20 protein-coding genes and 1 pseudogene are annotated in these 21,638 nt (G+C 60.1%); 11 read left to right on the top strand and 10 right to left on the bottom strand.

The window, feature by feature from the left end; translation table 11 throughout:
* The first annotated feature begins 113 nt into the window (after nucleotides 1–113).
* The 7 genes from QRN48_RS09950 to QRN48_RS09920 all read left to right on the top strand — a co-directional run bounded on the left by QRN48_RS09950 (nucleotide 114) and on the right by QRN48_RS09920 (nucleotide 6,213).
* Nucleotides 114–1,775, top strand: coding sequence for an OFA family MFS transporter (locus QRN48_RS09950; RefSeq protein WP_037016298.1), 1,662 nt, complete (start codon nucleotides 114–116; stop codon nucleotides 1,773–1,775).
* Nucleotides 1,776–2,042: 267 nt separating this feature from the next.
* Nucleotides 2,043–2,636 carry an imidazoleglycerol-phosphate dehydratase HisB gene (hisB, locus tag QRN48_RS09945; protein ID WP_037017551.1) on the top strand — a complete coding sequence of 198 codons (594 nt, stop codon included), beginning with the start codon at nucleotides 2,043–2,045 and terminating at the stop codon, nucleotides 2,634–2,636.
* The gene (gene hisH, locus QRN48_RS09940; RefSeq protein WP_191944059.1) at nucleotides 2,636–3,274 is read left to right on the top strand and encodes an imidazole glycerol phosphate synthase subunit HisH; all 639 of its coding nucleotides are present in this window, start codon (nucleotides 2,636–2,638) and stop codon (nucleotides 3,272–3,274) included. Before hisB ends, hisH begins: the two co-directional genes overlap by 1 nt.
* Nucleotides 3,274–3,534, top strand: a complete 261-nt coding sequence (locus QRN48_RS09935) for a DUF2164 domain-containing protein (protein ID WP_285350316.1) — start codon at nucleotides 3,274–3,276, stop codon at nucleotides 3,532–3,534. Before hisH ends, QRN48_RS09935 begins: the two co-directional genes overlap by 1 nt.
* Before the next feature lie 162 nt (nucleotides 3,535–3,696).
* Nucleotides 3,697–4,434, top strand: coding sequence for a 1-(5-phosphoribosyl)-5-[(5-phosphoribosylamino)methylideneamino]imidazole-4-carboxamide isomerase (gene hisA, locus QRN48_RS09930; RefSeq protein WP_285350314.1), 738 nt, complete (start codon nucleotides 3,697–3,699; stop codon nucleotides 4,432–4,434).
* Between the two features lie 171 nt (nucleotides 4,435–4,605).
* Nucleotides 4,606–5,376 carry an imidazole glycerol phosphate synthase subunit HisF gene (hisF, locus tag QRN48_RS09925; protein WP_037016289.1) on the top strand — a complete coding sequence of 257 codons (771 nt, stop codon included), beginning with the start codon at nucleotides 4,606–4,608 and terminating at the stop codon, nucleotides 5,374–5,376.
* A gap of 81 nt (nucleotides 5,377–5,457) precedes the next feature.
* Nucleotides 5,458–6,213 (top strand): substrate-binding periplasmic protein, encoded by a 756-nt coding sequence (locus tag QRN48_RS09920; protein ID WP_191944057.1) that lies wholly within the window; start codon nucleotides 5,458–5,460, stop codon nucleotides 6,211–6,213.
* A gap of 7 nt (nucleotides 6,214–6,220) precedes the next feature.
* Here QRN48_RS09920 and QRN48_RS09915 read toward each other — a convergent pair whose 3' ends face one another.
* The 5 genes from QRN48_RS09915 to gpmI all read right to left on the bottom strand — a co-directional run bounded on the left by QRN48_RS09915 (nucleotide 6,221) and on the right by gpmI (nucleotide 13,810).
* On the bottom strand, nucleotides 6,221–8,182 hold the full coding sequence (locus tag QRN48_RS09915) for an acyltransferase family protein (protein ID WP_285350312.1): 1,962 nt from the start codon (nucleotides 8,180–8,182) through the stop codon (nucleotides 6,221–6,223).
* Nucleotides 8,183–8,650: 468 nt separating this feature from the next.
* Entirely contained in the window at nucleotides 8,651–9,439 is a 789-nt protein-coding gene (locus tag QRN48_RS09910) for a divergent polysaccharide deacetylase family protein (RefSeq protein ID WP_191944282.1), read from the bottom strand.
* Between the two features lie 13 nt (nucleotides 9,440–9,452).
* Entirely contained in the window at nucleotides 9,453–10,784 is a 1,332-nt protein-coding gene (locus tag QRN48_RS09905) for a S41 family peptidase (RefSeq protein ID WP_037016279.1), read from the bottom strand.
* Nucleotides 10,785–10,814: 30 nt separating this feature from the next.
* Nucleotides 10,815–12,137, bottom strand: a complete 1,323-nt coding sequence (locus QRN48_RS09900; protein ID WP_191944055.1) for a murein hydrolase activator EnvC family protein — start codon at nucleotides 12,135–12,137, stop codon at nucleotides 10,815–10,817.
* A 137-nt stretch (nucleotides 12,138–12,274) separates the two neighbouring features.
* Nucleotides 12,275–13,810 carry a 2,3-bisphosphoglycerate-independent phosphoglycerate mutase gene (gene gpmI, locus QRN48_RS09895; RefSeq protein WP_285350309.1) on the bottom strand — a complete coding sequence of 512 codons (1,536 nt, stop codon included), beginning with the start codon at nucleotides 13,808–13,810 and terminating at the stop codon, nucleotides 12,275–12,277.
* 160 nt (nucleotides 13,811–13,970) lie between these two features.
* Between gpmI and QRN48_RS09890 the strand changes: the two genes are divergently transcribed.
* The 3 genes from QRN48_RS09890 to secB all read left to right on the top strand — a co-directional run bounded on the left by QRN48_RS09890 (nucleotide 13,971) and on the right by secB (nucleotide 15,211).
* Nucleotides 13,971–14,384: a rhodanese-like domain-containing protein gene (locus QRN48_RS09890; protein ID WP_285350405.1), complete on the top strand. Its 414-nt coding sequence runs from the start codon at nucleotides 13,971–13,973 to the stop codon at nucleotides 14,382–14,384.
* 1 nt (nucleotide 14,385) lies between these two features.
* Nucleotides 14,386–14,640, top strand: a complete 255-nt coding sequence (gene grxC / locus QRN48_RS09885) for a glutaredoxin 3 (RefSeq protein ID WP_285350308.1) — start codon at nucleotides 14,386–14,388, stop codon at nucleotides 14,638–14,640.
* A 76-nt stretch (nucleotides 14,641–14,716) separates the two neighbouring features.
* Complete coding sequence (gene secB, locus QRN48_RS09880; RefSeq protein WP_191944052.1) at nucleotides 14,717–15,211, top strand: protein-export chaperone SecB; 495 nt, start codon at nucleotides 14,717–14,719, stop codon at nucleotides 15,209–15,211.
* 78 nt (nucleotides 15,212–15,289) lie between these two features.
* Here secB and QRN48_RS09875 read toward each other — a convergent pair whose 3' ends face one another.
* Nucleotides 15,290–15,745, bottom strand: coding sequence for a tRNA (cytidine(34)-2'-O)-methyltransferase (locus tag QRN48_RS09875; protein WP_065987374.1), 456 nt, complete (start codon nucleotides 15,743–15,745; stop codon nucleotides 15,290–15,292).
* Between QRN48_RS09875 and QRN48_RS09870 the strand changes: the two genes are divergently transcribed.
* A complete protein-coding gene (locus tag QRN48_RS09870) occupies nucleotides 15,744–16,184 on the top strand; it encodes a hypothetical protein (RefSeq protein WP_191944051.1) in 441 nt (146 codons plus the stop codon). The two genes, QRN48_RS09875 and QRN48_RS09870, sit on opposite strands and share 2 nt — an antisense overlap.
* A 696-nt stretch (nucleotides 16,185–16,880) precedes the next feature.
* Here the strand turns inward: QRN48_RS09870 and tauD are convergent.
* From tauD to tauA, 4 genes and pseudogenes are all read right to left on the bottom strand, one after another.
* On the bottom strand, nucleotides 16,881–17,714 hold the full coding sequence (gene tauD / locus QRN48_RS09865; RefSeq protein ID WP_285350305.1) for a taurine dioxygenase: 834 nt from the start codon (nucleotides 17,712–17,714) through the stop codon (nucleotides 16,881–16,883).
* A 59-nt stretch (nucleotides 17,715–17,773) separates the two neighbouring features.
* A pseudogene (gene tauC / locus QRN48_RS09860) lies at nucleotides 17,774–18,538 on the bottom strand (taurine ABC transporter permease TauC); the annotation flags it as partial.
* Between the two features lie 77 nt (nucleotides 18,539–18,615).
* The gene (tauB, locus tag QRN48_RS09855) at nucleotides 18,616–19,407 is read right to left on the bottom strand and encodes a taurine ABC transporter ATP-binding subunit (protein ID WP_285350300.1); all 792 of its coding nucleotides are present in this window, start codon (nucleotides 19,405–19,407) and stop codon (nucleotides 18,616–18,618) included.
* A gap of 648 nt (nucleotides 19,408–20,055) precedes the next feature.
* Nucleotides 20,056–21,033, bottom strand: a complete 978-nt coding sequence (gene tauA, locus QRN48_RS09850; protein ID WP_285350299.1) for a taurine ABC transporter substrate-binding protein — start codon at nucleotides 21,031–21,033, stop codon at nucleotides 20,056–20,058.
* Nucleotides 21,034–21,638: the final 605 nt, after the last annotated feature.

Below are 21,638 nucleotides of genomic sequence, written 5' to 3'. Positions count from 1 at the left end.
CGTAAAGAGACTGCCTGCCGATAACCCACCGAGGCCTGCGTGCTTAACAGAGTGGGGGCGGAGCAACGTCGCCGTTCTTGCGGGATACAACTAAAAATTGGGGGCAACATTAGATGACTACGAGCACTGCTCTGGGCGGTACTTCCGCTCAGCCTGCGTTCTTGTCCAAAGAGCGCATCATCGCCAAGCGCGGGTTCAACCGCTGGCTGGTTCCACCGGCTGCATTGGCTATTCACCTGTGTATCGGCATGGCCTACGGCTTCTCGGTGTTCTGGCTGCCACTGTCCAAGGCCATCGGCATCAAGACCGCTGTCGCTTGCGCACCGGACATGGGCTTTTTCGAGCAAGTCTTTTCGTCCAGCTGCGACTGGCCGATCTCCATGCTCGGCTGGATCTACACCCTGTTCTTCATTTTCCTGGGTTGCTCCGCAGCCATCTGGGGTGGCTGGCTTGAACACGCAGGCCCACGCAAGGCGGGTGTCGTATCGGCCCTGTGCTGGTGTGGCGGTCTGCTGATCTCGGCGCTGGGTGTGTATACCCACCAGATATGGCTGATGTGGATCGGCTCGGGCGTGATCGGCGGTATCGGTCTGGGCCTGGGTTATATCTCGCCGGTGTCGACGCTGATCAAGTGGTTTCCGGACAAGCGCGGTATGGCCACGGGCATGGCGATCATGGGTTTCGGCGGCGGCGCAATGGTTGGCGCTCCACTGGCAACCGCACTGATGAGCCATTTCGCTACGCCTGACAGCGTTGGCGTGTGGCAAAGCTTCGCGGTGATGGCGGTGATTTACTTCATCTTCATGATCGGCGGTGCTCTGTCGTACCGCGTTCCGCCTACCGGCTGGAAGCCTGAAGGCTGGACCGCTCCGGCAAAGAAAGCCAACAGCGCGATGATCACCAACCGCCACGTACACGTCAGCGTTGCGTGGAAAACCCCGCAATTCCGTCTGGTCTGGCTGGTGCTGTGCCTGAACGTTTCGGCGGGTATCGGCATCCTCGGCATGGCTTCGCCACTGCTGCAGGAAGTATTCGGCGGCAAGCTGCTGGGCACCGATCAACCGTTCGGGCAGCTGGATGCTTCGCAACTGGCCGCCATCGCAGCCATCGCGGCAGGCTTCACCGGTTTGCTGAGCCTGTTCAACATCGGCGGTCGCTTCTTCTGGGCGTCATTCTCGGACTACATCGGCCGTAAAGCCACGTACTTCGTGTTCTTCGCGCTAGGCTTCCTGCTCTACGCGTCGGTGCCGACCCTGGGTCATCTGGGCAGCGTAGCGCTGTTCGTGGCGGCATTCTGCGTGGTGCTGTCGATGTACGGCGGCGGTTTTGCAACCGTTCCGGCTTACTTGGCCGACCTGTTCGGTACACAAATGGTGGGCGCGATCCACGGTCGTCTGCTGACCGCATGGGCAGCTGCCGGTGTGCTGGGTCCAGTGCTGGTCAACTACCTGCGCGAGTACCAGTTGAGCCACGGCGTTGCGCGGGCGGATGCCTATGACATCACCCTGTACATCCTTGCGGGTCTGCTGGTGCTGGGCTTTATCTGCAACCTGCTGGTTCGTCCGGTGGCCGACAAGTACTTCATGACCGACGAGCAACTGAAGGCTGAACAAGCCATCGGTCACGATGCCGGCGCTGATCACAGCACTTCGCTGGAATGGAAAGCCGACCCGAGCACCAAGCCGCTGGCCGTTCTAGCCTGGTTGGCGGTGGGCATTCCGTTGGCGTGGGGCGTGTGGATCACTCTGCAGAAGACTGCCGTACTGTTTCACTAAGAGCCTGTCCGTGCTGGCCTGAGTCCTTCAGGCCAGCGCGCACCATAGGCGCCGGCTTGCTGGCGAAGCTTGATGTATCAGGCAAATCACTTGCACTGACGCAGAATATTCGCCAGCAAGCCCGCTCCTGCAGCCCATATGTACAGACATGTACATCCTCGTACGTGCCATTTCCCCCTGTCTGTCATTCCTCGCTTCATGTTTCTGTTTCCCCGCCACCCGCCTATAATGGCCGCCTTTTCGCCCAATGATTTTGCGGAGCTGGTGATGGCCGAACGTATGGTGTTCGTCGAGCGCGACACTCTGGAAACCCAGATCAAAGCCTCGATCAACCTGGATGGCACCGGAAAGGCCCGATTTGATATCGGCGTTCCTTTTCTTGAACACATGCTCGACCAGATTGCCCGTCACGGGCTGATCGATCTGGATATCGAATGCAAAGGCGACCTGCACATCGACGATCACCACACTGTGGAGGATGTCGGCATCACGCTGGGTCAGGCATTCAGCAAAGCCATCGGCGACAAAAAAGGCATCCGTCGCTACGGTCACGCCTATGTCCCGCTGGATGAAGCGCTTTCGCGCGTGGTCATCGACTTCTCCGGTCGTCCCGGCCTGCAGATGCACGTCCCTTACACCCGTGCCACCGTCGGCGGCTTTGATGTGGACCTGTTCCAGGAGTTCTTCCAGGGCTTCGTCAACCACGCCAATGTCACGCTGCACATCGACAACCTGCGCGGGCACAACACCCACCACCAGATCGAAACCGTCTTCAAGGCCTTTGGCCGCGCGTTGCGCATGGCGGTAGAGCTCGACGACCGCATGGCCGGCCAGATGCCTTCCACCAAGGGCGTGCTGTAATGCAGACCGTTGCCGTTATCGACTATGGCATGGGCAATCTGCACTCGGTGGCCAAGGCGCTGGAGCACGTCGGCGCCGGTCGTGTGCTGATTACCAGCGACGCCGACGTTATTCGTGAAGCTGACCGCGTCGTTTTTCCCGGTGTCGGCGCGATTCGCGACTGTATGGCTGAAATCCGTCGTCTGGGCTTCGATGCGCTGGTCCGCGAAGTCAGTCAGGACCGTCCATTTCTCGGCATCTGCGTGGGCATGCAGGCGCTGATGGATCACAGCGAGGAAAGCGCCGGAGTCGACTGCATCGGTGTGTTCCCGGGCCAGGTTCGCTTCTTCGGCAAGGATCTGCACGAAGACGGCCAGCATCTGAAAGTCCCGCACATGGGCTGGAATGAAGTGGCGCAGGCAGTGGATCACCCGCTGTGGGCCAACATCCCGGACATGGCGCGGTTCTATTTCGTGCACAGCTACTACATCGACTCGCCAAACCCTCAGCAGGTCGCCGGTCGAGGTCATTACGGTCATGACTTCGCCGCTGCGCTGGCGGACGGCTCGCGCTTTGCCGTGCAGTTTCACCCGGAGAAGAGCCACACCCATGGCCTGCAGTTGCTGCAGAACTTCGCCGTGTGGGACGGCAGCCGGTAATGAGCAAGAAAACCAAACCGCCGATTCTGACCCTCACTCCCGAGCAGGAGAGTGAGGCGTGTCACACGATCAAGCGGTTCATGGAAGAGCGTTTCGAGCTGGACCTGGGTTCGTTCGAAGCGGCTGAAATTCTGGAGTTGTTCACCCGCGAGATCGCACCGCATTACTACAACCGCGCGATCTTCGATGTGCAGACGCACCTGAAAGAGCGTTTCGAAAGCATCGAAAGCGACCTGTGGGCGTTGGAGAAGAGCAGCTGAAAGCCGCAAGCCGCAAGCCTCAAGAAAGGGCGTGCCTGCCGCGGTCTTGAGGTCGCATACATCACAGCAGAATCAAGGCAGCATCAGGCTGCGAGAATTAGTGGAGATGCCTCTTGCAGCTCATGGCTTGCAGCTTGCAGCTCCTTTGACCAAGGAAAAACCATGCTTATTATTCCCGCGATCGACCTTAAAGACGGCGCATGCGTGCGTCTGCGCCAAGGCCGAATGGAAGATTCCACAGTGTTCTCCGATGATCCGGTGAGCATGGCTGCCAAATGGGTTGAGGGCGGCTGCCGTCGTTTGCATCTGGTCGACCTCAATGGTGCGTTTGAAGGCCAGCCGGTCAATGGTGAAGTCGTGACGGCGATTGCCCGTCGCTACCCAAACCTGCCGATCCAGATCGGTGGCGGCATTCGCTCGCTGGAAACCATCGAGCACTACGTCAAAGCCGGCGTAAGTTACGTCATCATCGGCACCAAGGCGGTCAAGGAGCCTGAATTCGTCGCAGACGCCTGCCGCGCATTTCCGGGCAAAGTGATTGTCGGCCTGGATGCCAAAGATGGCTTCGTCGCCACCGACGGCTGGGCTGAGGTCAGCACCGTGCAGGTGATCGATCTGGCGAAGCGCTTCGAAGCCGACGGCGTCTCGGCGATCGTTTATACCGACATCGCCAAAGACGGCATGATGCAGGGCTGCAACGTCCCGTTCACCGCCGCGCTCGCTGCCGCCACACGCATTCCGGTGATCGCCTCCGGCGGTATTCATAACCTGGGCGACATCAAGGCGCTGCTCGACGCCAAAGCGCCCGGCATCATCGGCGCCATTACCGGCCGCGCCATTTACGAAGGCACGCTGGATGTCGCTGAGGCCCAGGCGTTTTGTGATTCGTACAAAGCCTGACTGGCACACCCCGGTGTAGGAGTGAGCTTGCTCGCGATAGCAGGCGTGTCAGACGTATGTTTGCTGACTGACCAGGCGCATCGCGAGCAAGCTCACTCCCACAGGGGCGTCCTTCAAATCAGAATGTTGTGATGTTGGGCAGATTCCCAACCGTCTTCGGAGAACCGGCCCATGGCCCTCGCCAAACGCATCATCCCTTGCCTTGACGTCGACAACGGCCGCGTAGTCAAAGGCGTCAAGTTCGAGAACATCCGCGACGCCGGCGATCCGGTGGAAATTGCCCGTCGCTATGACGAGCAGGGCGCCGACGAGATTACCTTCCTGGACATCACGGCCAGTGTCGACGGCCGCGACACCACGCTGCATACCGTTGAGCGCATGGCCAGTCAGGTGTTCATTCCGCTGACGGTGGGTGGCGGCGTGCGCACGGTGCAGGACATCCGCAATCTGCTCAATGCCGGCGCCGATAAGGTGTCGATCAACACCGCTGCCGTGTTCAATCCCGAGTTTGTCGGCGAAGCCGCTGCGCGATTCGGCTCCCAGTGCATCGTCGTGGCCATTGATGCCAAGAAGGTTTCGCTGCCCGGTGAAGAGCCGCGCTGGGAGATCTTCACTCACGGCGGTCGCAAGCCGACAGGGCTGGACGCCGTCATGTGGGCCAAAAAGATGGAAGACCTGGGCGCTGGCGAAATTCTGCTGACCAGCATGGATCAGGACGGCATGAAGAACGGCTTCGATCTGGGCGTCACCCGCGCCATCAGCGATGCACTCGGCATTCCGGTGATCGCGTCGGGCGGCGTCGGCAACCTTGAGCACCTGGCCGCCGGCGTGCTGCAGGGACATGCCAGCGCTGTGCTGGCGGCGAGCATTTTCCATTTTGGCGAATACACCGTGCCCGAAGCCAAGGCCTACATGGCCAAGCAGGGGATTGTGGTTCGCTGACCGGCCGTGACGACCGCGAACTAGACTTTGCCGCGGGTTAGCGGCACTCTCTTGCGGTCGTCAGGATCGGGTGCCAGGGATATGTTCAAAGGTGTTTTTCTTGCGCTGATCAGCGCCGTGACGCTGCTCTCGGGCGCGGCCCGTGCCGACGATTCACCAGCTTATTCGATGGTCCTGCTGACCGAAAACTTCCCCCCGTACAACATGGCCGCCGACGGCAAGAACTTCGCCCAGGAAGCCAACATCAAGGGCATCGCCGCGGAGGTGGTGCGCGAGACCTTCAAGCGCGCCGGGATCGGCTACAGCATGACCCTGCGTTTCCCGTGGGAGCGCATCTACAAACTGGCGCTGGAAAATCCCGGTTACGGCGTCTTCGTGACCGCGCGATTGCCCGAGCGCGAAAAACGCTTCAAATGGGTCGGCCCGATCGGTCCGGACGACTGGGTTTTGCTGGCGCGTGCTGACAGCCCTATTGAGCTAAGTTCACTGGAGGCCGCCCGACCTTATCGAATTGGTGCCTACAAAGGCGATGCCATCGCCGTGGAACTGGCGCGTCAGGGCATGAAGCCTGTCACGGTGCTCAGCGACAAGGACAACGCCAGGAAGCTCGTCGATGGCCAGCTCGATCTTTGGGCAACGGGCGATCCGGCAGGGCGTTATCTGGCCCGGCAGGAAGGCATCACCGGATTGAAAACCGTGCTGCGCTTCAACAGCGCCGAGCTGTTCCTGGCGCTGAACAAAGACACCCCCGACGCCGTGGTCGCCCGACTGCAGGGCGCGCTGGATCAACTGCGCAAAGAGGGCGTGGTCGATTCCATTTTTGCCGAGTTTCTGTAGGCACATTTCATGGGTTGATCGCCATCTTCAACGGCTCGCTCAGCAGCTTGGCGCCCGACGCGCTCAGATGGTTGTCGTCCAGGTAGTAAAAGCGCTTGTCTTTGCCGATCTCGCAGCTGGCCGCGTTGCAAAAGTACTGTTTGGTCCTGATCACCCTAAGCGCCCCGCCGTTGGCCTCATCGGCCAGCATGGACATCTCGCCCTCGTCCCAGGCGTCGATGGCGGTGCGCGGAACGCTGTCTCCCAGTGCGCTGACAACCGCCTTCACATGCCCGAACATCTGGATGTCGGGCACCTGCTCAAGAATGAACAGCGTGCTTTGCGGCGCGGTACGGCCAAAGAACTCCACCGTGGCATCCACGCCTCTGGCAACGACCTGTTGAGGCGTCAGCCCGGTCTCGCCAGTCTCCAGTTGCAGTAAATGATGTTTTTTCTGCAGCACGTTCTTTTTCTGCCAGCCATGCATGTACAGCGTCCAGCGCCCCACGAGGATGATCTTCTCCGGCTGCAGGCTGGCGATCTGCTGGGCGTAGTGCGCCAGCTGTCCCGGCTTGTCGCAGTTGGAGCTGTTGCCGATGCCGTCGTAGCGCTCTAGCCCGACCAGCGGCGGGCAACCGGGAATCGACACAAACATGTACGTCATGGCCGGGTCCTCGCTGAAGGCGTCGACCAGCGGCAGTACGTGGGAGTCACCGAACAGGACCACCAGTCTGCTGCCGGTGCCGATCTTCTTGCAGGCCAGCTCCGAGCCTCCCGCGTCATAGCCTTCGCAGTCCTGCACCTGAACGGCCATGGGGTCAGCCACCGGCTTGTAGACCGCGTTGAGTGTCCCGCCGATGCCCAGCAACAGCACGATGCTCGCCACGGCCCAGCGGAAAACGCCTTTTTGTGAAATACGGTTTTTATAGCGGAAGGGCGCCTCAATGTATTTCCAGCTGAACCAGGCGAGCAGGAACACCACGACAATCAACATCGGAAAAACGATCTGATCATGATTCGAGAACTGCAACGGCGACAGGCGATACAGCGCAAAGAGCGGCTGATGCCACAGGTACGCGCTGTAGGACAGCAAGCCGATCCAGACCATCGGCTTGAGCGATAACACTTTGCCCGTCACACAGTGCGGCGAAGCGAACAGGATGATCAGGCACGTACCGAGCACCGGGACAACCGTGTACAGGCTCGGAAAGGGAGTGGTCTCATCAAAACCGAACACTGAATACAGCACCAGACCCGCGCCGGTAATTGCCAGGGCGGCTTTGACCGGACTAAATCCGTCGGCGGTTGCGGGCGTGCCGGGCTGACGAAACAGCACCATCGCCGTGAGTGAACCGGCGAGCAGTTCCCAGGCTCGGGTTGGCAACAGGTAGAAATTCACGGCGGGATGGTACGTCGCGCCCCATTCGGCCAGAGCGAGCGAAACACAGGTAATGACCAGAATGAACAGCGTCAGGCCGGGTTTTTTCAGCTTCCACGCCATCAGTAAGAACAGCGGGAAGAAGATGTAGTACTGCTCCTCCACCGCCAGGCTCCACGTGTGCAGCAGCGGTTGTTCGCCAGCGGCAGGGTCGAAGTAGTCGGTATTGCGCCAGAAGAATAGGTTGGAGGCAAAGACCGCCACCGACATGATGCTGCGCCCCAGGTTCTGGATATCGCTGTCGAGCATCCACAGCAGCGCAAACGGCAGCGTGGCGATGATCACGAAAAACAGCGCGGGCAGGATGCGACGGGCGCGCCGCTCGTAGAACTTCAAAATCGAGAAGTGACCCTGGGCTATCTCCGCCGCCAGGATCGAGGTGATCAGGTATCCCGAAATGACAAAGAAGATATCGACACCGACGAAGCCACCCGAGAAAAACATGAACCCGGCGTGAAAAAGGATCACCGGGAGCACGGCTACCGTACGCAGCCCGTCTATCTCGGGCCGATAGGCGAGCACGCGTGGGCTTGGAGCAGTGGTTGAATTCATGAGCGCCTTGATTCCGTAAAGGTGTGGGTCGCTGAGGCACTCCCACTGCATTCGGGCGCTGCATCCGTTCGAGTCTCACCATAGAGGACGGGCGCGCACAGTCCAATGAATGCGTTGCATCGGCGCGCTGAAACAGGGTGGTTATGGAGGTGCCAGAATTACGGCGCGGCGGCGGGCATTAATTGAAGGCGATGAATCGAGTCCATCCGTGGAGTCTTCAGTGACCGGACTGCCGCCTTCGCGGGCAAGCGCGCTCCTACACCGGTCGTCTGCGATTCATGATCCGTACGCCGAGGCGCCCAATCGTCGCCTTAACCCGGCGTAATCGATACGATCATCTTGCGCAATCGATCCTTGCGCCCGGCGCGATCTTTGGATTCACCTGTAGGAGCGCGCTTGCCCGCGAAAAATTCTGGCAGCGCCGCAGCAATTCAGGATGTACTCCGCTCCGCTCGGCCCGTCACAGGCTCAACGATAAACGCCATTCTTGCCATGGCCCGCCATGGCCTCATTACCCCGAATGCTGATCATGTGGCGCAGTTCGATCCACTCGACGCCCTGGGCTTTGAGCTTGGGCAGCTCGCGCTCAAGCACGTCCATCGTCACGGGGTAGGGGTGGCCGATCATCACAGCCGAACCCTGCTTGTGGGCCAGCTTGATCGCCGTCTGCAGCTGACCCGAGATGGCTTCGGCAGTGCGTTCATCATCCAGAAAGACGTCGCGGGACACACTTGCCAACCCGATCTTCTGGGCTTCGGCTGCCGCGACAGTTTTCGCGCTGGTACGGCTGTCGACCAGAAACAGATGACGGCGTTGCAACTCGCCCACCAGCCAGCCCATTGCCACCGGCTCGGCCGTCATGCGGCTGCCCATGTGGTTATTGATGCCAGCGGCGTAGGGGACTTTCAGCAGCGCTGCGTTCAGACGGGATTCGAGCTCGGGCAGTGGCAGTTCCGGGTGCCAGGCATAGGGTCCGGTGGCCGGGTCCATCGGCATGTGCAGCATCACGGTTTTACCGGCCTTGTGCGCCTGACGGGCAAAGTCCGTTGCGTGAGGCGTGTCGGGCATGATCGCCAGCGTCACGGGGCCGGGCAGGGCCAGCGCGCGGTTGTCTCGATCAGGGCTTTGCCCGAGATCGTCGATGATCAGGCTCAGGTAAGCGACCTTCGGCGCCTTGCCACCGGTCACTGAGGATTCCGCCGGGGCGGCGTGCGCAGCCCCGGTGGTGACGACTAGAGCCCAGATAAGCCCGATCAGCCAGACGCGCACATCAATTGCCGCGCGTGACACTCAATCCCTTGAGCAAGCTGAGGGCCTGGTTCATCTGGTAGTCATCGTCCTGCGGACGCGCCTTGCCAGCCTTGGCCTTGGTAGTCGGTTTGTCCGCACCGCCGTTGCCATTCCCCAGGTGACCAAGCAGATCAGCCTCTTTGTAATTGTCGCCATCGGCTTCAGCGGTCAGTTTGGCGCGTTTGACTTCGATGTCCGGGTTGATGCCCTGAGCCTGAATCGAGCGACCGTTTGGCGTGTAGTACAACGCGGTGGTGATCTTCAAGGCGCGGTCGTTGGCCAACGGCAGAACCGTCTGCACCGAGCCTTTGCCGAACGTATCAGTCCCCATCAAAATGCCGCGCTTCTGGTCTTGCAGCGCGCCGGCGACGATTTCCGAAGCCGAGGCACTGCCGCCGTTGATCAGCACCACCAGCGGTACGCCTTCGCTGGCGTCTGCCGGATCTGCCGAGAAGCGCAGCTCGGAGTTGGCGATGCGGCCTTTGGTGTAGACGATCAGACCCTTGGTGAGGAAGTGGTCAGCCACTTCGACCGCCGCCTGCAACACCCCGCCCGGGTTGTTGCGCAAGTCCAGGATCAAGCCGCTCATCTTCTTGCCGTTATCCTTGCGCAGCTTGGCCAGTGCCTTGCCGACTTCCTCACCGGTCTTGACTTGGAACTGGGTGATGCGGATGTAACCGTAACCGGGCTCCAGCATCTGCGCTTTCACGCTCTTGACCTGAATGGTCGCGCGCGCAAGCGTCACGTCGAACGGGTTGCCGCCGTCACGCACCAGCGTAAGGGTGATTTTCTCGCCGATCTTGCCGCGCATCTTGTCCACGGCTTCCTGCATCGTCTGGCCCTGAGTTGGCGTGCCGTTGATCTTGACGATCAGGTCACCGGCCTCGATGCCTGCCTTGGAGGCAGGGGTGTCGTCGATAGGCGAAACGACTTTGACGAAACCGTCCTCGACTCCGACCTCGATGCCCAGCCCGCCAAACTCGCCGCTGGTGCTCTCCTGCAATTCCTGGAAGTCTTCCGGGCCCAGATAAGCGGAGTGCGGGTCGAGGTTGCTGAGCATGCCCTTGATGGCGTTTTCCAGCAGGGTCTTGTCGTCCACAGGTTCAACGTACGCGGCTTTGATCCGGTCCATGACCTCGGCGAAGGTGCGCAGCTCGTCGAGCGGCAGCGGCGCCTTGACGTTCGCGGCGCTGGCAGGCGAGGAAGCGGTTGGCGCGGGAGCAGGGGCGGCACCGGCAGCCTGGGCCAGAGGCGCGCCGATAATCACGGCGATAGTCAGGGCCAGCGAGGTGAGGCGGGACGAAAACAGCATGTCTTACGAACTCCTGAGTGAGGTGTCGACTTATCCTTGAGTGCGACACCATTGGGCCGGATCACTGGGGCGACCCTGCTGACGAATAGCGAAATACAACGCCGGAGTGTCCTGACCACCACCACTGTTACCGACAGTGGAGATCGCATCTCCGGCTTTTACGACGTCACCGGCCTCTTTCAGCAGGCTTTGGTTGTGACCGTACAGACTCAAATAACCATTGCCGTGGTCGAGAATGACCAGAAGCCCGGCGCCGCGCAACCAGTCGGCGAAGACCACCCGACCGCCGTGCACCGCTCGCACCTGGCTGCCTGCAGCAGCACTGATCATCACGCCATCCCACTTGGTTCTTTCGTCGTCGCCACGGCTTTCGCCAAATCGCGCCAACAATCGACCATCGACAGGCCATGGAAGTTTTCCCCTGGCCTGCTCAAAGGGTCCGCCGTACGACTGACCGGTGCTGGAAACCATGGTGCCGGGCGCCTTGGCGGGACGGCGCGGCGCGTCATCGCTGTCGTCCTTCGCATCGTCTTTAGCCCGGTTTTTTGCCAGCGCTTCCTGCTCGCGCTGGCGTTTTTCGGCTTCCTGCTGAGCCAGCAGCGCCTTTTGACGCGCTTCTTCGGCTTCGCGCGCCTGTCGGGCGAGGGTTTCTTCAATGGTTTTGAGGACTTTGGTCAGGTCAGCCTGATCCTGCTGCCGCGATTGCAGTTTCTGGTCGCGGGCCTTGTAGTCCTGGTTCAGCTTGGCCAGCGCCACTTGACGTTCCTGGCGAACGGTGTCGAGTTGGGCCTTCTGATCATCCAGCGAGCTCTTCTGTACCAGCAGTTGCGCCTGTTGCAGGTCGATGTCTTTTTCCACGCCTGCCAGCTGGCGCAGGGTTTCATTGAAGTTGCGCAACTGCTCCAGGCGGGCCTGGCTCAGGTAGTCGTAATAGGTGAGGGTGCGAGCGAATTTTTCGGGGTTCTGCTGATTGAGCAACAGCTTGAGGTATTCCTGGCGGCCGCTCTGATAGGCGGCGCGAGCCTGAATTGCGATCAGCCTTTGCTGTTCAACGCGCGCGCTCTGGAGTTTTTTTTTCTCCTGATCGAGCCGTTGCAGCTCGCTTTCACTCTTTTTTAGTTCCTTTTGCAGGGCCTCCACCTGCTTTTCCAGCTTGCCCATTTGCGTTTCAGTGGAGCGCAGGTCTTTCTGGACGCCGGATTTTTCTTCCTGCAACTGGCTCAGCGCTTTTTTGAGTTCGGTGATGTCCTGACGCGTGGCATCGAGCTGTTTCTGCGTTTGTGCGCGATCATCGTCGGCGAACGCCGGATTGAGCAGACAAATCAAAGCGAGGGTGATCAGGGCGCGAAGCATGAGGTTGGGCGATACCAGGAGTGAAGACCGGCCTAGTATGCCCGGCGATGGCTGCAAAAAAAACGCTCGGACGACGTGGCCGTCAGACATTTCATACAAAACCGGCCCGCCAGCGACTGGCGGGCCGGTTCAAGGGCTTACTCGGCGACCAGAATCGGCGTGCCGGTCATCTCGTTGGGGATGTCCATGCCGAGCAGCATGAGCATCGTCGGCGCGACATCCGCCAGGACGCCGCCTTCACGCACCTTGAACACACGCTTCCCCACGTAGACGAACGGTACCGGTTCGGTGGTATGCGCGGTGTGCGGCTGGTGAGTCTGCTCGTTGGTCATTTGCTCGACGTTACCGTGGTCGGCGGTGATCAGCGCTTCGCCGCCGACTTTTTCCAGCGCCTGAGTGATGCGACCGACGCACACGTCCAGGCATTCCACCGCCTTGACAGCGGCTTCCATGATCCCGCTATGGCCCACCATGTCGCCGTTGGCGTAGTTCACGACGATCACGTCGTAGCGCTGGTTCTCAATGGCATCGACGATTCTGTCGGTGACTTCCGGTGCGCTCATTTCGGGCTGCAGGTCGTAAGTCGCCACTTTTGGGGAAGGGATCAGGATGCGTTCTTCGCCGGGGAACGGCTCTTCACGGCCACCCGAGAAGAAAAACGTCACGTGGGCGTATTTCTCGGTCTCGGCAATGCGCAGTTGGGTTTTGCCGTTATTCGCCAGGTACTCGCCCAGCACGTTATGCAGCCCGCCTTTTTCGAAGGCCGCCGGGGCGTCGATGTTGGCTGCGTACTTGGTCAGCGTGACGAACCCGGCCAGCCGGGCCTGACGACGACGCGCGAAGTCAGCGAAATCGTCTTCGACGAACACGCGGGTCAGTTCGCGGGCACGGTCAGAGCGGAAGTTCATGAACACGACCGCATCGCCGTCTTCTACCGTCACCGGCGCGCCGATGCTGGTGGCCTTGACGAATTCGTCGTTTTCACCCCGCTCGTAAGCCGCGTCCAGCGCAGCTTTGGCGGTGTCTGCGTGGAATTCCGAAGTGGCGTCCACAATCAGGTTATAGGCGGATTCGACTCGGTCCCAGCGATTGTCACGGTCCATGGCGAAGTAGCGGCCGATGACCGAAGCCGTGCGGCCTTTGCCAAGGCGCGCATACGTCGCTTCCATGGTGGCCAGGTACGGATGAGCGCTGCGTGGTGGCGTGTCACGGCCATCGAGGAAGGCGTGCAGGTAAATCTTGTCGGCGCCGCGTTTTGCCGCCAGTTCGACCATCGCTACCAGGTGGTCTTCATGGCTGTGGACGCCGCCGTCTGACAGCAAGCCGAGGATATGCACGGCTTTGCCCATGCTTACTGCCTGATCCACTGCTTTACAGATGTTGGGGTTTTCGAAGAACTCGCCGTCGCGGATGGCTTTGGTGACCCGCGTGAAGTCCTGATACACCACGCGCCCGGCGCCGAGGTTCATGTGGCCGACTTCAGAATTGCCCATCTGCCCGTCCGGCAGACCGACATCCATGCCCGACCCGGAGATCAGGCCGTTCGGCATCGTCTGGTACAAGCGATCGAAGACCGGCATCTTCGCGGCGTAGACGGCATTGCCGTGGTGGCTGTCGCTGTGACCGAAGCCGTCCAGGATGATCAGAACCAAAGGTTTAGGCGTGGTAGTCATGAATCCCACTCTTGGCTAATAGGTGAAGTAGAAAAAGATCGACAGTTTAGGGACAAGTTCAAATCAGCCACAAGCTAAACGGCGTCACTGCCGTACGGGCTTTGGCCCACCTTGGGGGCTGTGTATACTGGCCGACATTTTAACGCCCTGGAACCTGATGATGGTTGCTCACCTGATTGAATTTGCCACGAACCACTATTTGCTGACGGGTGCTTTCGTCATCTTGCTGGGCCTGCTGATCGCAACGGAGCTTAGCAAAGGCGGCCGCAGCCTGAGCACTGGCGAACTGACTGCTCTGGTCAACCGCGATGAAGCGATTGTCATCGATGTGCGCGCCAAGAAGGAATTCACCTCAGGCCACATCGTGGGCTCCGTGAATTTCCCTCAGGACAAAATCCTGACCCGCACTGCGGAGCTGGAAAAATTCAAGCCCAAGACTCTGATCATCGTCGATGCCGCTGGCCAGCACGCCGGCCATACCGCCCGTGAGCTGCTGAAGTCGGGCTTCAACGCCGCCAAGCTGTCCGGCGGTATTTCGTCGTGGCGCGGCGACAACCTGCCTCTGGTGAAGTGAAATGACCGACGTCGTCGTCTATTCCAGCGATTATTGCCCCTACTGCTCCCGCGCCAAGTCGCTGCTGGGAAGCAAGGGCGTCGGCTTCCAAGAGATCAAAGTCGACGGCAAGCCACAGTTGCGCGCTGAAATGACCAAACAATCCGGACGTACCTCGGTGCCGCAGATCTGGATCGGCTCGGTCCACGTCGGCGGTTGCGATGATCTGTTTGCCCTGGAGCGCGCCGGCAAGCTCGATAAGCTGCTGAACGCCTGAATTCGAACCAGCCTGTGAACAACGCTCGTCGTCGCACAGGCCGGAAGCCTACAAGACCTCAAAGTAAGGATCTGAGATGACTGATCAACCGAACAACGGCGCCACTTCCAACGAAGAAGAAGCACCGCAGTTTTCCCTGCAGCGCATCTACGTTCGCGACCTGTCCTTCGAAGCGCCGAAAAGCCCGGCTATCTTCCGTCAGGAATGGACCCCAAGCGTCAGCCTTGATCTGAACACCCGCCAGAAGCAGCTCGAAAATGACTTCTACGAAGTCGTGCTGACCCTGTCGGTCGAAGTGAAGAACGGCGAAGAAATCGCCTTCATCGCCGAAGTCCAGCAAGCGGGTATCTTCCTGATCAAGGGCCTGGATGCCGGTTCCATGAGCCACACCCTGGGCGCGTTCTGCCCGAATATCCTCTTCCCGTACGCTCGCGAAACCATCGACAGCCTGGTTGTCCGCGGTTCGTTCCCTGCGCTGATGCTGGCACCGGTGAACTTCGACGCCCTGTACGCGCAAGAGCTGCAACGCATGCAGGAAAGCGGCGAAACGCCAACGCCTACCGTTCAGTAAGCGTTTTTGCTGCGACAAAAAAAGCGCCTGTAATGGGCGCTTTTTTGTGGGGCATCGGATGACGGTGTCGCGTGTCGGCTACCTGAACCCCAACTGCCGCCAACCTTCATACACGGCAACGGCGACGGTGTTTGACAGATTCAGACTGCGGCAGCCTTCGCGCATGGGCAGGCGCAGGCGCTGGTCGCTCGACAGCGGGTCTAGCACCTCCGGCGGCAACCCCCGGCTTTCCGGCCCGAAGAGGAAGGCATCGCCCTCCTCGAATTGCGCGTCGTGGAAAACCCGCGAGCCCTTTGTGGTAAAAGCAAACAGGCGAGGGTGGCCGATGCTTTCAAGGCAGCTGGGCAGGTCGGCGTGACGATGCAGCGTGGCGTATTCATGGTAATCAAGGCCGGCCCGACGCAGGCGCTTGTCATCCAGCTCGAAGCCCAGCGGCTCGATCAAATGCAGGCTGCAGCCGCTGTTGGCGCAGAGCCTGATGATGTTGCCGGTGTTCGGCGGAATTTCTGGTTGAAAAAGGATCACGTGAAACATGCACGGCTCCGAACGAAAGGACGGGATGCATTCTACCCCTGAAGAAGACCCGAGACCGAAGCTGTGGCCCAAGTTTCTGGGATCGGTGGCGATCGTTGGTGTGATGGTCGGGCTGATGATCGGCCGGGTGACGACGCCGGACCCAATCCAGCTGCAAACCATTGAAGCGCTGCCTGGCGGTGTTGCCGTCTGGTTCAACCGCGAGCCGCAACTGCACGGCGAACACATCGACGGCGCGGTGGCGTTGCTGTTCAACGCCCAGGGTCAGCCCCAGAAAGGCGAACTGAAGCTCAACGGCAAAGATGTACGCTGGAGGGTGCAACGGAGTGATAAGGGATTGCTGCTGAACCTGCTGGCGGCCCGTCCGTTGCACGGCGACTGGCGCGGTGCAACCCAGGACGGGCGCTGGAGACTGGAGGTCAGTCTCCGGGAGGAATAAAAGAGGGGAATCCCCGGCCTGCCTGTACCAAGGTCCCCAAAACTGGTGATGCTTAACCTATTGCAGCGTGCGTGCCAGTTTTGGGAAAACGCTGTAGGAAATTTCTGCAATCCGTCGCGAGGCCTCCCGCGAGCCTCATTTCTCAGGCGTTTGTTACCTCAGGCCGTCCTAGGGCTCCAGCCCAGCCTTTGGAGTCGGCGTTCACATCCGGTAATTCCTTGCTCGTTTTTGCACGCTATTCGCGCATTTTCGAACGTGCCCTAACCAAAGTGATGCACGTTCGATCAGGGCGGCGATTATTGCGGGCTAAAGCCGCAGCCCGCGCCCGTTGCTGATGCTGATGCTGATGCTGATCCCAAATCCCAAATCCTAAATCCCGATCCAGCCGCTGATGTCGATGCTGACGCTGACGCTGATGCTGATGCTGATGCTGATGCTGATGCTGATGCTGATGCCGATGCCGATACCGATGCCGATGCTGATGCGCCGCTGATCTTGATGCTAACGCTGACCTGTAGGAGCCGGCTTGCTGGCGAACCGGGGGGTGTCAACCGGCATTGATAGGGCTGACACAATCGGTTCGCCAGCAAGCCGGCTCCTACAGTGGTTCGGCGCAGGCGCAACAGGCAGAGTCGATGCGGCGCATGAAGCAGTGAAGGAGTGCGCCAGGGTGCACACCACTCCCGACGCCACGACTTAAAACGGCACGTCGCCCAGCATCGTTGCGCGATGCATCACCCGGCGCTGCGGTCGGTAATCATCCACTGCGTAATGCTGCGTCACGCGGTTGTCCCACATCGCCACGTCGTCCGCCTGCCAGCGCCAACGCAGGGTGAACTCCGGCCGAGTGCCATGGGCAAACAGCAGTTTCAAAATCGCCTCACTTTCGGCGGCCTCCAGCTCATTGATGCGGGTGGTGAAACCCTCGTTAATGAACAATGCCTTGTGACCGCTGACCGGATGCGTGCGGATGACCGGGTGCGACAACGGCGGGTTCTTGCGGCGTGTTTCCTCCCAGCGTGCGAGGTCTGCTGGTGTGTTGCCAAAGCGCTCCAGCGGAAATGACCGCGTGAAGTCATGAGTGGCGGTCAAGCCATCAAGCAATGCTTTCATTGGGCCGGACAGCGCCTCGAACGCAGCAATGCCGCTCGCCCATAACGTATCGCCACCGTAAGTCGGCACCTGCTTGGCACTGAGTACCGCACCCAGCGCAGGCGTCGGCAAAAAGGTCACATCGGTGTGCCAGATGGCGTTGTCGCGCACGTCGGTCACCGCCGTGTCGAGGATCAGCACTTCTGGCTGCTCCGGCACATTGGGGTAAATCGGATGGATGTGCAGGTCGCCGAAGTTGGCAGCGAAACGTGCCTGTTGCCGAGGCGTGATCGGCTGATTACGAAAGAACAGCACCTGATGAGTGAGCAACGCCTGTTTGATGACAGCGCGTTGATCACCGGTCAGGTCGCGGCTCAGGTCAACGCCGCTGATCTCTGCGCCCAATGCCGGGCTGAGCGGAATAATGTCGATGCTCATGATGTACTCGTTGTGTTCGGCGCCGAAATGTCGGCGTGGCCAGTTGTAAAGCCGTGTTCTCAGTGATTCTGGCCGTGCCAGGGCACCAGCTTGCGTTGCAGCGCGCGAAGGCCCATTTCCAGGGCGAAGGCAATCAGTGCGATGACCAGAATTCCCAGCACGACGACGTCAGTCACCAAAAACTGCGCGGCTGACTGCACCATGAAGCCGAGGCCGCTGGTGGCGGCGATCAACTCGGCCGCCACCAGTGTCGACCAGCCCACGCCGAGACCGATACGCACGCCGGTGAGGATGTCAGGCAGGGCGCTTGGCAGGATAACGTGACGGATCAGTTGCCACCGGCTGGCGCCTAATGATTGCGCCGCGCGCAGTTTCGCGGTGTCGACAGTGCGCACCCCTGTCGCAGTCGCGATGGCAACCGGCGCGAGGATCGCCAGATAAATCAGCAGCACTTTGGAAAATTCGCCAATGCCACACCAGATGACGATCAAAGGCAGGTATGCCAGCGGCGGCACCGGACGATAAAACTCGATCACCGGGTCGAAAATCCCTCGCGCGATTCGGTTATGGCCAATCGCAATACCCACCGGAATGGCCGTCAGCACAGCGAAAAACAGCGCCAGGCCGATGCGCTGCAGACTCGCCCCCAAGTGCTGCCACAGGGTCGAGTCCATGTAGCCCTTGGTCATCAGCAGCCAGGCTTTTTCCAGCACGGCCGAAGGTGGCGGCAGGAACAGCGGCTCGACCCACTCAAATGCCGTGACCAGCCACCAACTGCCCAACAGCACGGCGAGCGTCAGCACACTGATGGCGCGAGTGCTTACATAAATAGAGGAGCCCTGACGCGAAGCGGTTTTTACCGGCACGTGCGTGAGCGCGGGCTCTGGCGATGGATAAAGACTCATGCCCGTTGCTCCCGAACGCTTTGCCGCTGGGAGAATACCCGCGCCAAAACGTGCTCGCGGGTTTCAATGAAGCGGGGGTCGGATTTAATCGCGCGGGCCGATTCACCTGCGCTGTAACGCTGACCGAAGTCCAGTTTCAAGTGCTCGACGATATGACCTGGGTTCGGCGCGAGCAGAATCAGATCCGTCGACAGGAACACCGCTTCTTCAATGTCGTGGGTGATGAGGAACACCAGCTTGGCGCTGCGTTGCCAGACTTGTAGCAGCAACTCTTGCATCTGTTCGCGGGTGAAGGCGTCCAGGGCGCCAAATGGCTCGTCCATCAGCAGCACGCTCGGGTCGGCTGCCAATGCACGGGCCAGACCGACGCGTTGCTTCTGCCCGCCCGACAACTCCCAAATACGCCTCTGCTCGAAACCGGCGAGGTCAACCAGCGCGAGCATGTCCCGCGCCTTGGCCTCGCGTTCGTCACGGGCAACGCCGGCGAGTTGAAGCCCGAATGCGACGTTGGCCAGCACATTCTGCCAAGGCAGCAGCGCGTCATCCTGAAACACCACGCCGCGCTCGGCGCCAGGACCGTTTACCGGCGCGCCATCGAGAGTGATGCGGCCTGCGCTTGGGGGGACGAACCCGGCGATCAAGTTGAGTAGCGACGTCTTGCCGCTGCCGGACGGACCAAGCGCTACCAGCAATTGCTGCGGACCGAGGGCGAGGGAAATATCCGACAGCACCGGCTCGGCCGCACCGGGATACCGTGCGCTGATGCGCTCCAGCTGTAACAAGGCCATGGCATGGGCTCCGATGAATGTAAGGACGTGCTTGAACGGTTGTGTAACTGATGTCGCTGAGAGTGGTTTCTCCGCAATGGCTGCAAGCGTTGCTGCTCATTCACCCTAACGCCCACTGCGAGTGGCACTGCTTGTGCGGCGTCACATCGCTGCGGCCGGCACTGCTTTTTACGGCATCACGTCGCCTGCGGGGTATGCCTTGTGACGGCCTCACGCCGCATGTTGTAGGAGCCGGCTTGCTGGCGAACGGGTCGGGTCAGTCACCTCACAGCGAGTGACAGACCGGGTTCGCCAGCAAGCCGGCTCCTACAGAAACGGGCGCGCCAACGGGATGTGATTACTGCTTTTCAACGTCACGCCGCCAGCGGGCAGTACTGCTTTTTTGCGGCATCACATCGCATGCGGGTAGAGCTGCTTTTTGCGGCGTCTCATCGTCTGCGGGCGGTATGCCTTATGCGGCTTCACACCGCGCGTTGTAGGCGCCGGCTTGCTGGCGAACGCGTCGGGTCAGTCACCTCACAGCGAGTGGCAGACCGGGTTCGCCAGCAAGCCGGCTCCTACAGAAGCGGGCACCCGACGGACGTGAGTCCGCGTGTGAATCGCGGGGATACGCGGCTAATCCCATTGGTACACAGCTTCTGGCCAGCATCACTGGGCGACGAACTTGGTGGTCACGTAGGGCGCGTAATCGGCCAGCACGGCGTCGACCTTGCCCTGTTCTTTGAGGAATGCTGCGGTCTTGGTGATGGCGTCGGTGGTCGGCGCGCCCAGTTCGGTCACTTGGTCAGCCGCCAGCGGATAGACGTTGCCCTGCAACAGACCAGGTATGTCGCCAGGTTTGGCGCCGGACAGCTTCACCAGCTTGTCGACGTTGCTGGCATCGGCCAGCCAGGCCGCTGGGTCCCTGCGGTAGGCGGCGTAGGCATCCAGGGTCGTTTTGGCGAAGGCACTGACGACTTCGGGATGCTTGTCGGCGAAATCCTTGCGCACAATCCATGCATCGAAGGTCGGTGCCCCGAGCTTCGCCAACTCACCCGAGGTAATCAGCACTTTGCCGGTCTCTTTGGCGACGCCCAATGCCGGGTCCCAGACGTAGGTGGCATCGATGTCGCCACGTTTCCACGCGGCGGCGATGGCCGGCGGGGCGAGATTGAGGATCGTCACTTTCGCCGGATCAATCTTCCAGTACTTCAGAGCGGCGAGAAGGCTGTAGTGACCCGTCGACACAAACGGCACGGCGACTTTCTTGCCAGTCAGATCCTGCGGACTGTTGATCCCGGAGCCATTACGCGCCACCAACGCTTCGGCGGCGCCGATTTGGGTGGCAATCAGGAAGATTTCGATTGGCACCTTTCGCGTCGCTGCTGCTGTCAGGGGGCTGGACCCCAAGTAACCAATCTGCACGTCACCCGACGCAATGGCGCTGATCACATCCGCGCCGTTATCGAACTTCCTCCAGGAAATTTTGGAATTGGTGGCCTTTTCGTAAGCGCCGTCAGCCTGCGCAACCTTGGCGGGATCCACAGTGGTCTGATAGGCAACGGTGAAATCTGCCGCTTGAGCAAGCAGCGCTGAACCGGCAAGCGACAAGGCTGCCAATAGGCGAAATGGGTTGAGCAGCTTCATGGGTGACGCTCCGATAATGGCAAACCAGCAGGAATGCGAACGAGCGTAAATGATCTAAGAAAGGCTAAATAAATAACATTTTGGAATTTGCTTAGTGGGAATTGAAACGTTGCGAGAGGTGGACTTCGTCATCGACAGATCAATGGCTATCGAGAAGCGGATGGATTCATCCAAACGTCACATTTTGTAAATACGATCTCGACGCGCGCCTACTGGATGCACCGCATGCGGCCTTGGGACGGGTAGGCGTAGCAGACGGGCCACGCCCGAAAAAATCGCCTGAAGGGGCAGGTCTGACTTGTTACTGAAATATTGGCTGGCGCTAGCAGAAGATAGACGAACAGCAAGGTGACAATTGCAATATTTGCGACTACCAACGCTAAATTCCAGTCTTTTCATGGGCTTAGAGAGGCAAATCTCACCCTGTTTCGCAGGCAGACCGTGACTTGCTGGTCAAGTTCCTGAGGCGGGGGACAGCAAAACCAAACGATCTGACGAATGGCACTGAAATATTTTTTGGGAATTAGGGAATAGGGCCGATACACTCCGCAACGGACGGCTGAAACGGCTTGTGACATATAACTGCTTGGCATAAAAGCAGGTCC

This window comes from Pseudomonas sp. ME-P-057, from assembly GCF_030208975.1.
Taxonomy (GTDB): Bacteria; Pseudomonadota; Gammaproteobacteria; order Pseudomonadales; family Pseudomonadaceae; genus Aquipseudomonas; species Aquipseudomonas lutea.
The sequence above is the reverse complement of the archived record's forward strand: the minus strand, read 5'-3'. Positions and strand labels throughout refer to the sequence as shown.

Excerpts from the sequence above, each read along its gene's own strand:
- QRN48_RS09950 (WP_037016298.1), top strand. The coding sequence starts at position 114 with ATGACTACGAGCACTGCTCTGGGCGGTACTTCCGCTCAGCCTGCGTTC.
- hisB (WP_037017551.1), top strand. The coding sequence starts at position 2,043 with ATGGCCGAACGTATGGTGTTCGTCGAGCGCGACACTCTGGAAACCCAG.
- hisH (WP_191944059.1), top strand. The coding sequence starts at position 2,636 with ATGCAGACCGTTGCCGTTATCGACTATGGCATGGGCAATCTGCACTCG.
- QRN48_RS09935 (WP_285350316.1), top strand. The coding sequence starts at position 3,274 with ATGAGCAAGAAAACCAAACCGCCGATTCTGACCCTCACTCCCGAGCAG.
- hisA (WP_285350314.1), top strand. The coding sequence starts at position 3,697 with ATGCTTATTATTCCCGCGATCGACCTTAAAGACGGCGCATGCGTGCGT.
- hisF (WP_037016289.1), top strand. The coding sequence starts at position 4,606 with ATGGCCCTCGCCAAACGCATCATCCCTTGCCTTGACGTCGACAACGGC.
- QRN48_RS09920 (WP_191944057.1), top strand. The coding sequence starts at position 5,458 with ATGTTCAAAGGTGTTTTTCTTGCGCTGATCAGCGCCGTGACGCTGCTC.
- QRN48_RS09915 (WP_285350312.1), bottom strand. The coding sequence starts at position 8,182 with ATGAATTCAACCACTGCTCCAAGCCCACGCGTGCTCGCCTATCGGCCC.
- QRN48_RS09905 (WP_037016279.1), bottom strand. The coding sequence starts at position 10,784 with ATGCTGTTTTCGTCCCGCCTCACCTCGCTGGCCCTGACTATCGCCGTG.
- QRN48_RS09900 (WP_191944055.1), bottom strand. The coding sequence starts at position 12,137 with ATGCTTCGCGCCCTGATCACCCTCGCTTTGATTTGTCTGCTCAATCCG.
- gpmI (WP_285350309.1), bottom strand. The coding sequence starts at position 13,810 with ATGACTACCACGCCTAAACCTTTGGTTCTGATCATCCTGGACGGCTTC.
- QRN48_RS09890 (WP_285350405.1), top strand. The coding sequence starts at position 13,971 with ATGGTTGCTCACCTGATTGAATTTGCCACGAACCACTATTTGCTGACG.
- grxC (WP_285350308.1), top strand. The coding sequence starts at position 14,386 with ATGACCGACGTCGTCGTCTATTCCAGCGATTATTGCCCCTACTGCTCC.
- secB (WP_191944052.1), top strand. The coding sequence starts at position 14,717 with ATGACTGATCAACCGAACAACGGCGCCACTTCCAACGAAGAAGAAGCA.
- QRN48_RS09870 (WP_191944051.1), top strand. The coding sequence starts at position 15,744 with ATGCACGGCTCCGAACGAAAGGACGGGATGCATTCTACCCCTGAAGAA.
- QRN48_RS09875 (WP_065987374.1), bottom strand. The coding sequence starts at position 15,745 with ATGTTTCACGTGATCCTTTTTCAACCAGAAATTCCGCCGAACACCGGC.
- tauD (WP_285350305.1), bottom strand. The coding sequence starts at position 17,714 with ATGAGCATCGACATTATTCCGCTCAGCCCGGCATTGGGCGCAGAGATC.
- tauB (WP_285350300.1), bottom strand. The coding sequence starts at position 19,407 with ATGGCCTTGTTACAGCTGGAGCGCATCAGCGCACGGTATCCCGGTGCG.
- tauA (WP_285350299.1), bottom strand. The coding sequence starts at position 21,033 with ATGAAGCTGCTCAACCCATTTCGCCTATTGGCAGCCTTGTCGCTTGCC.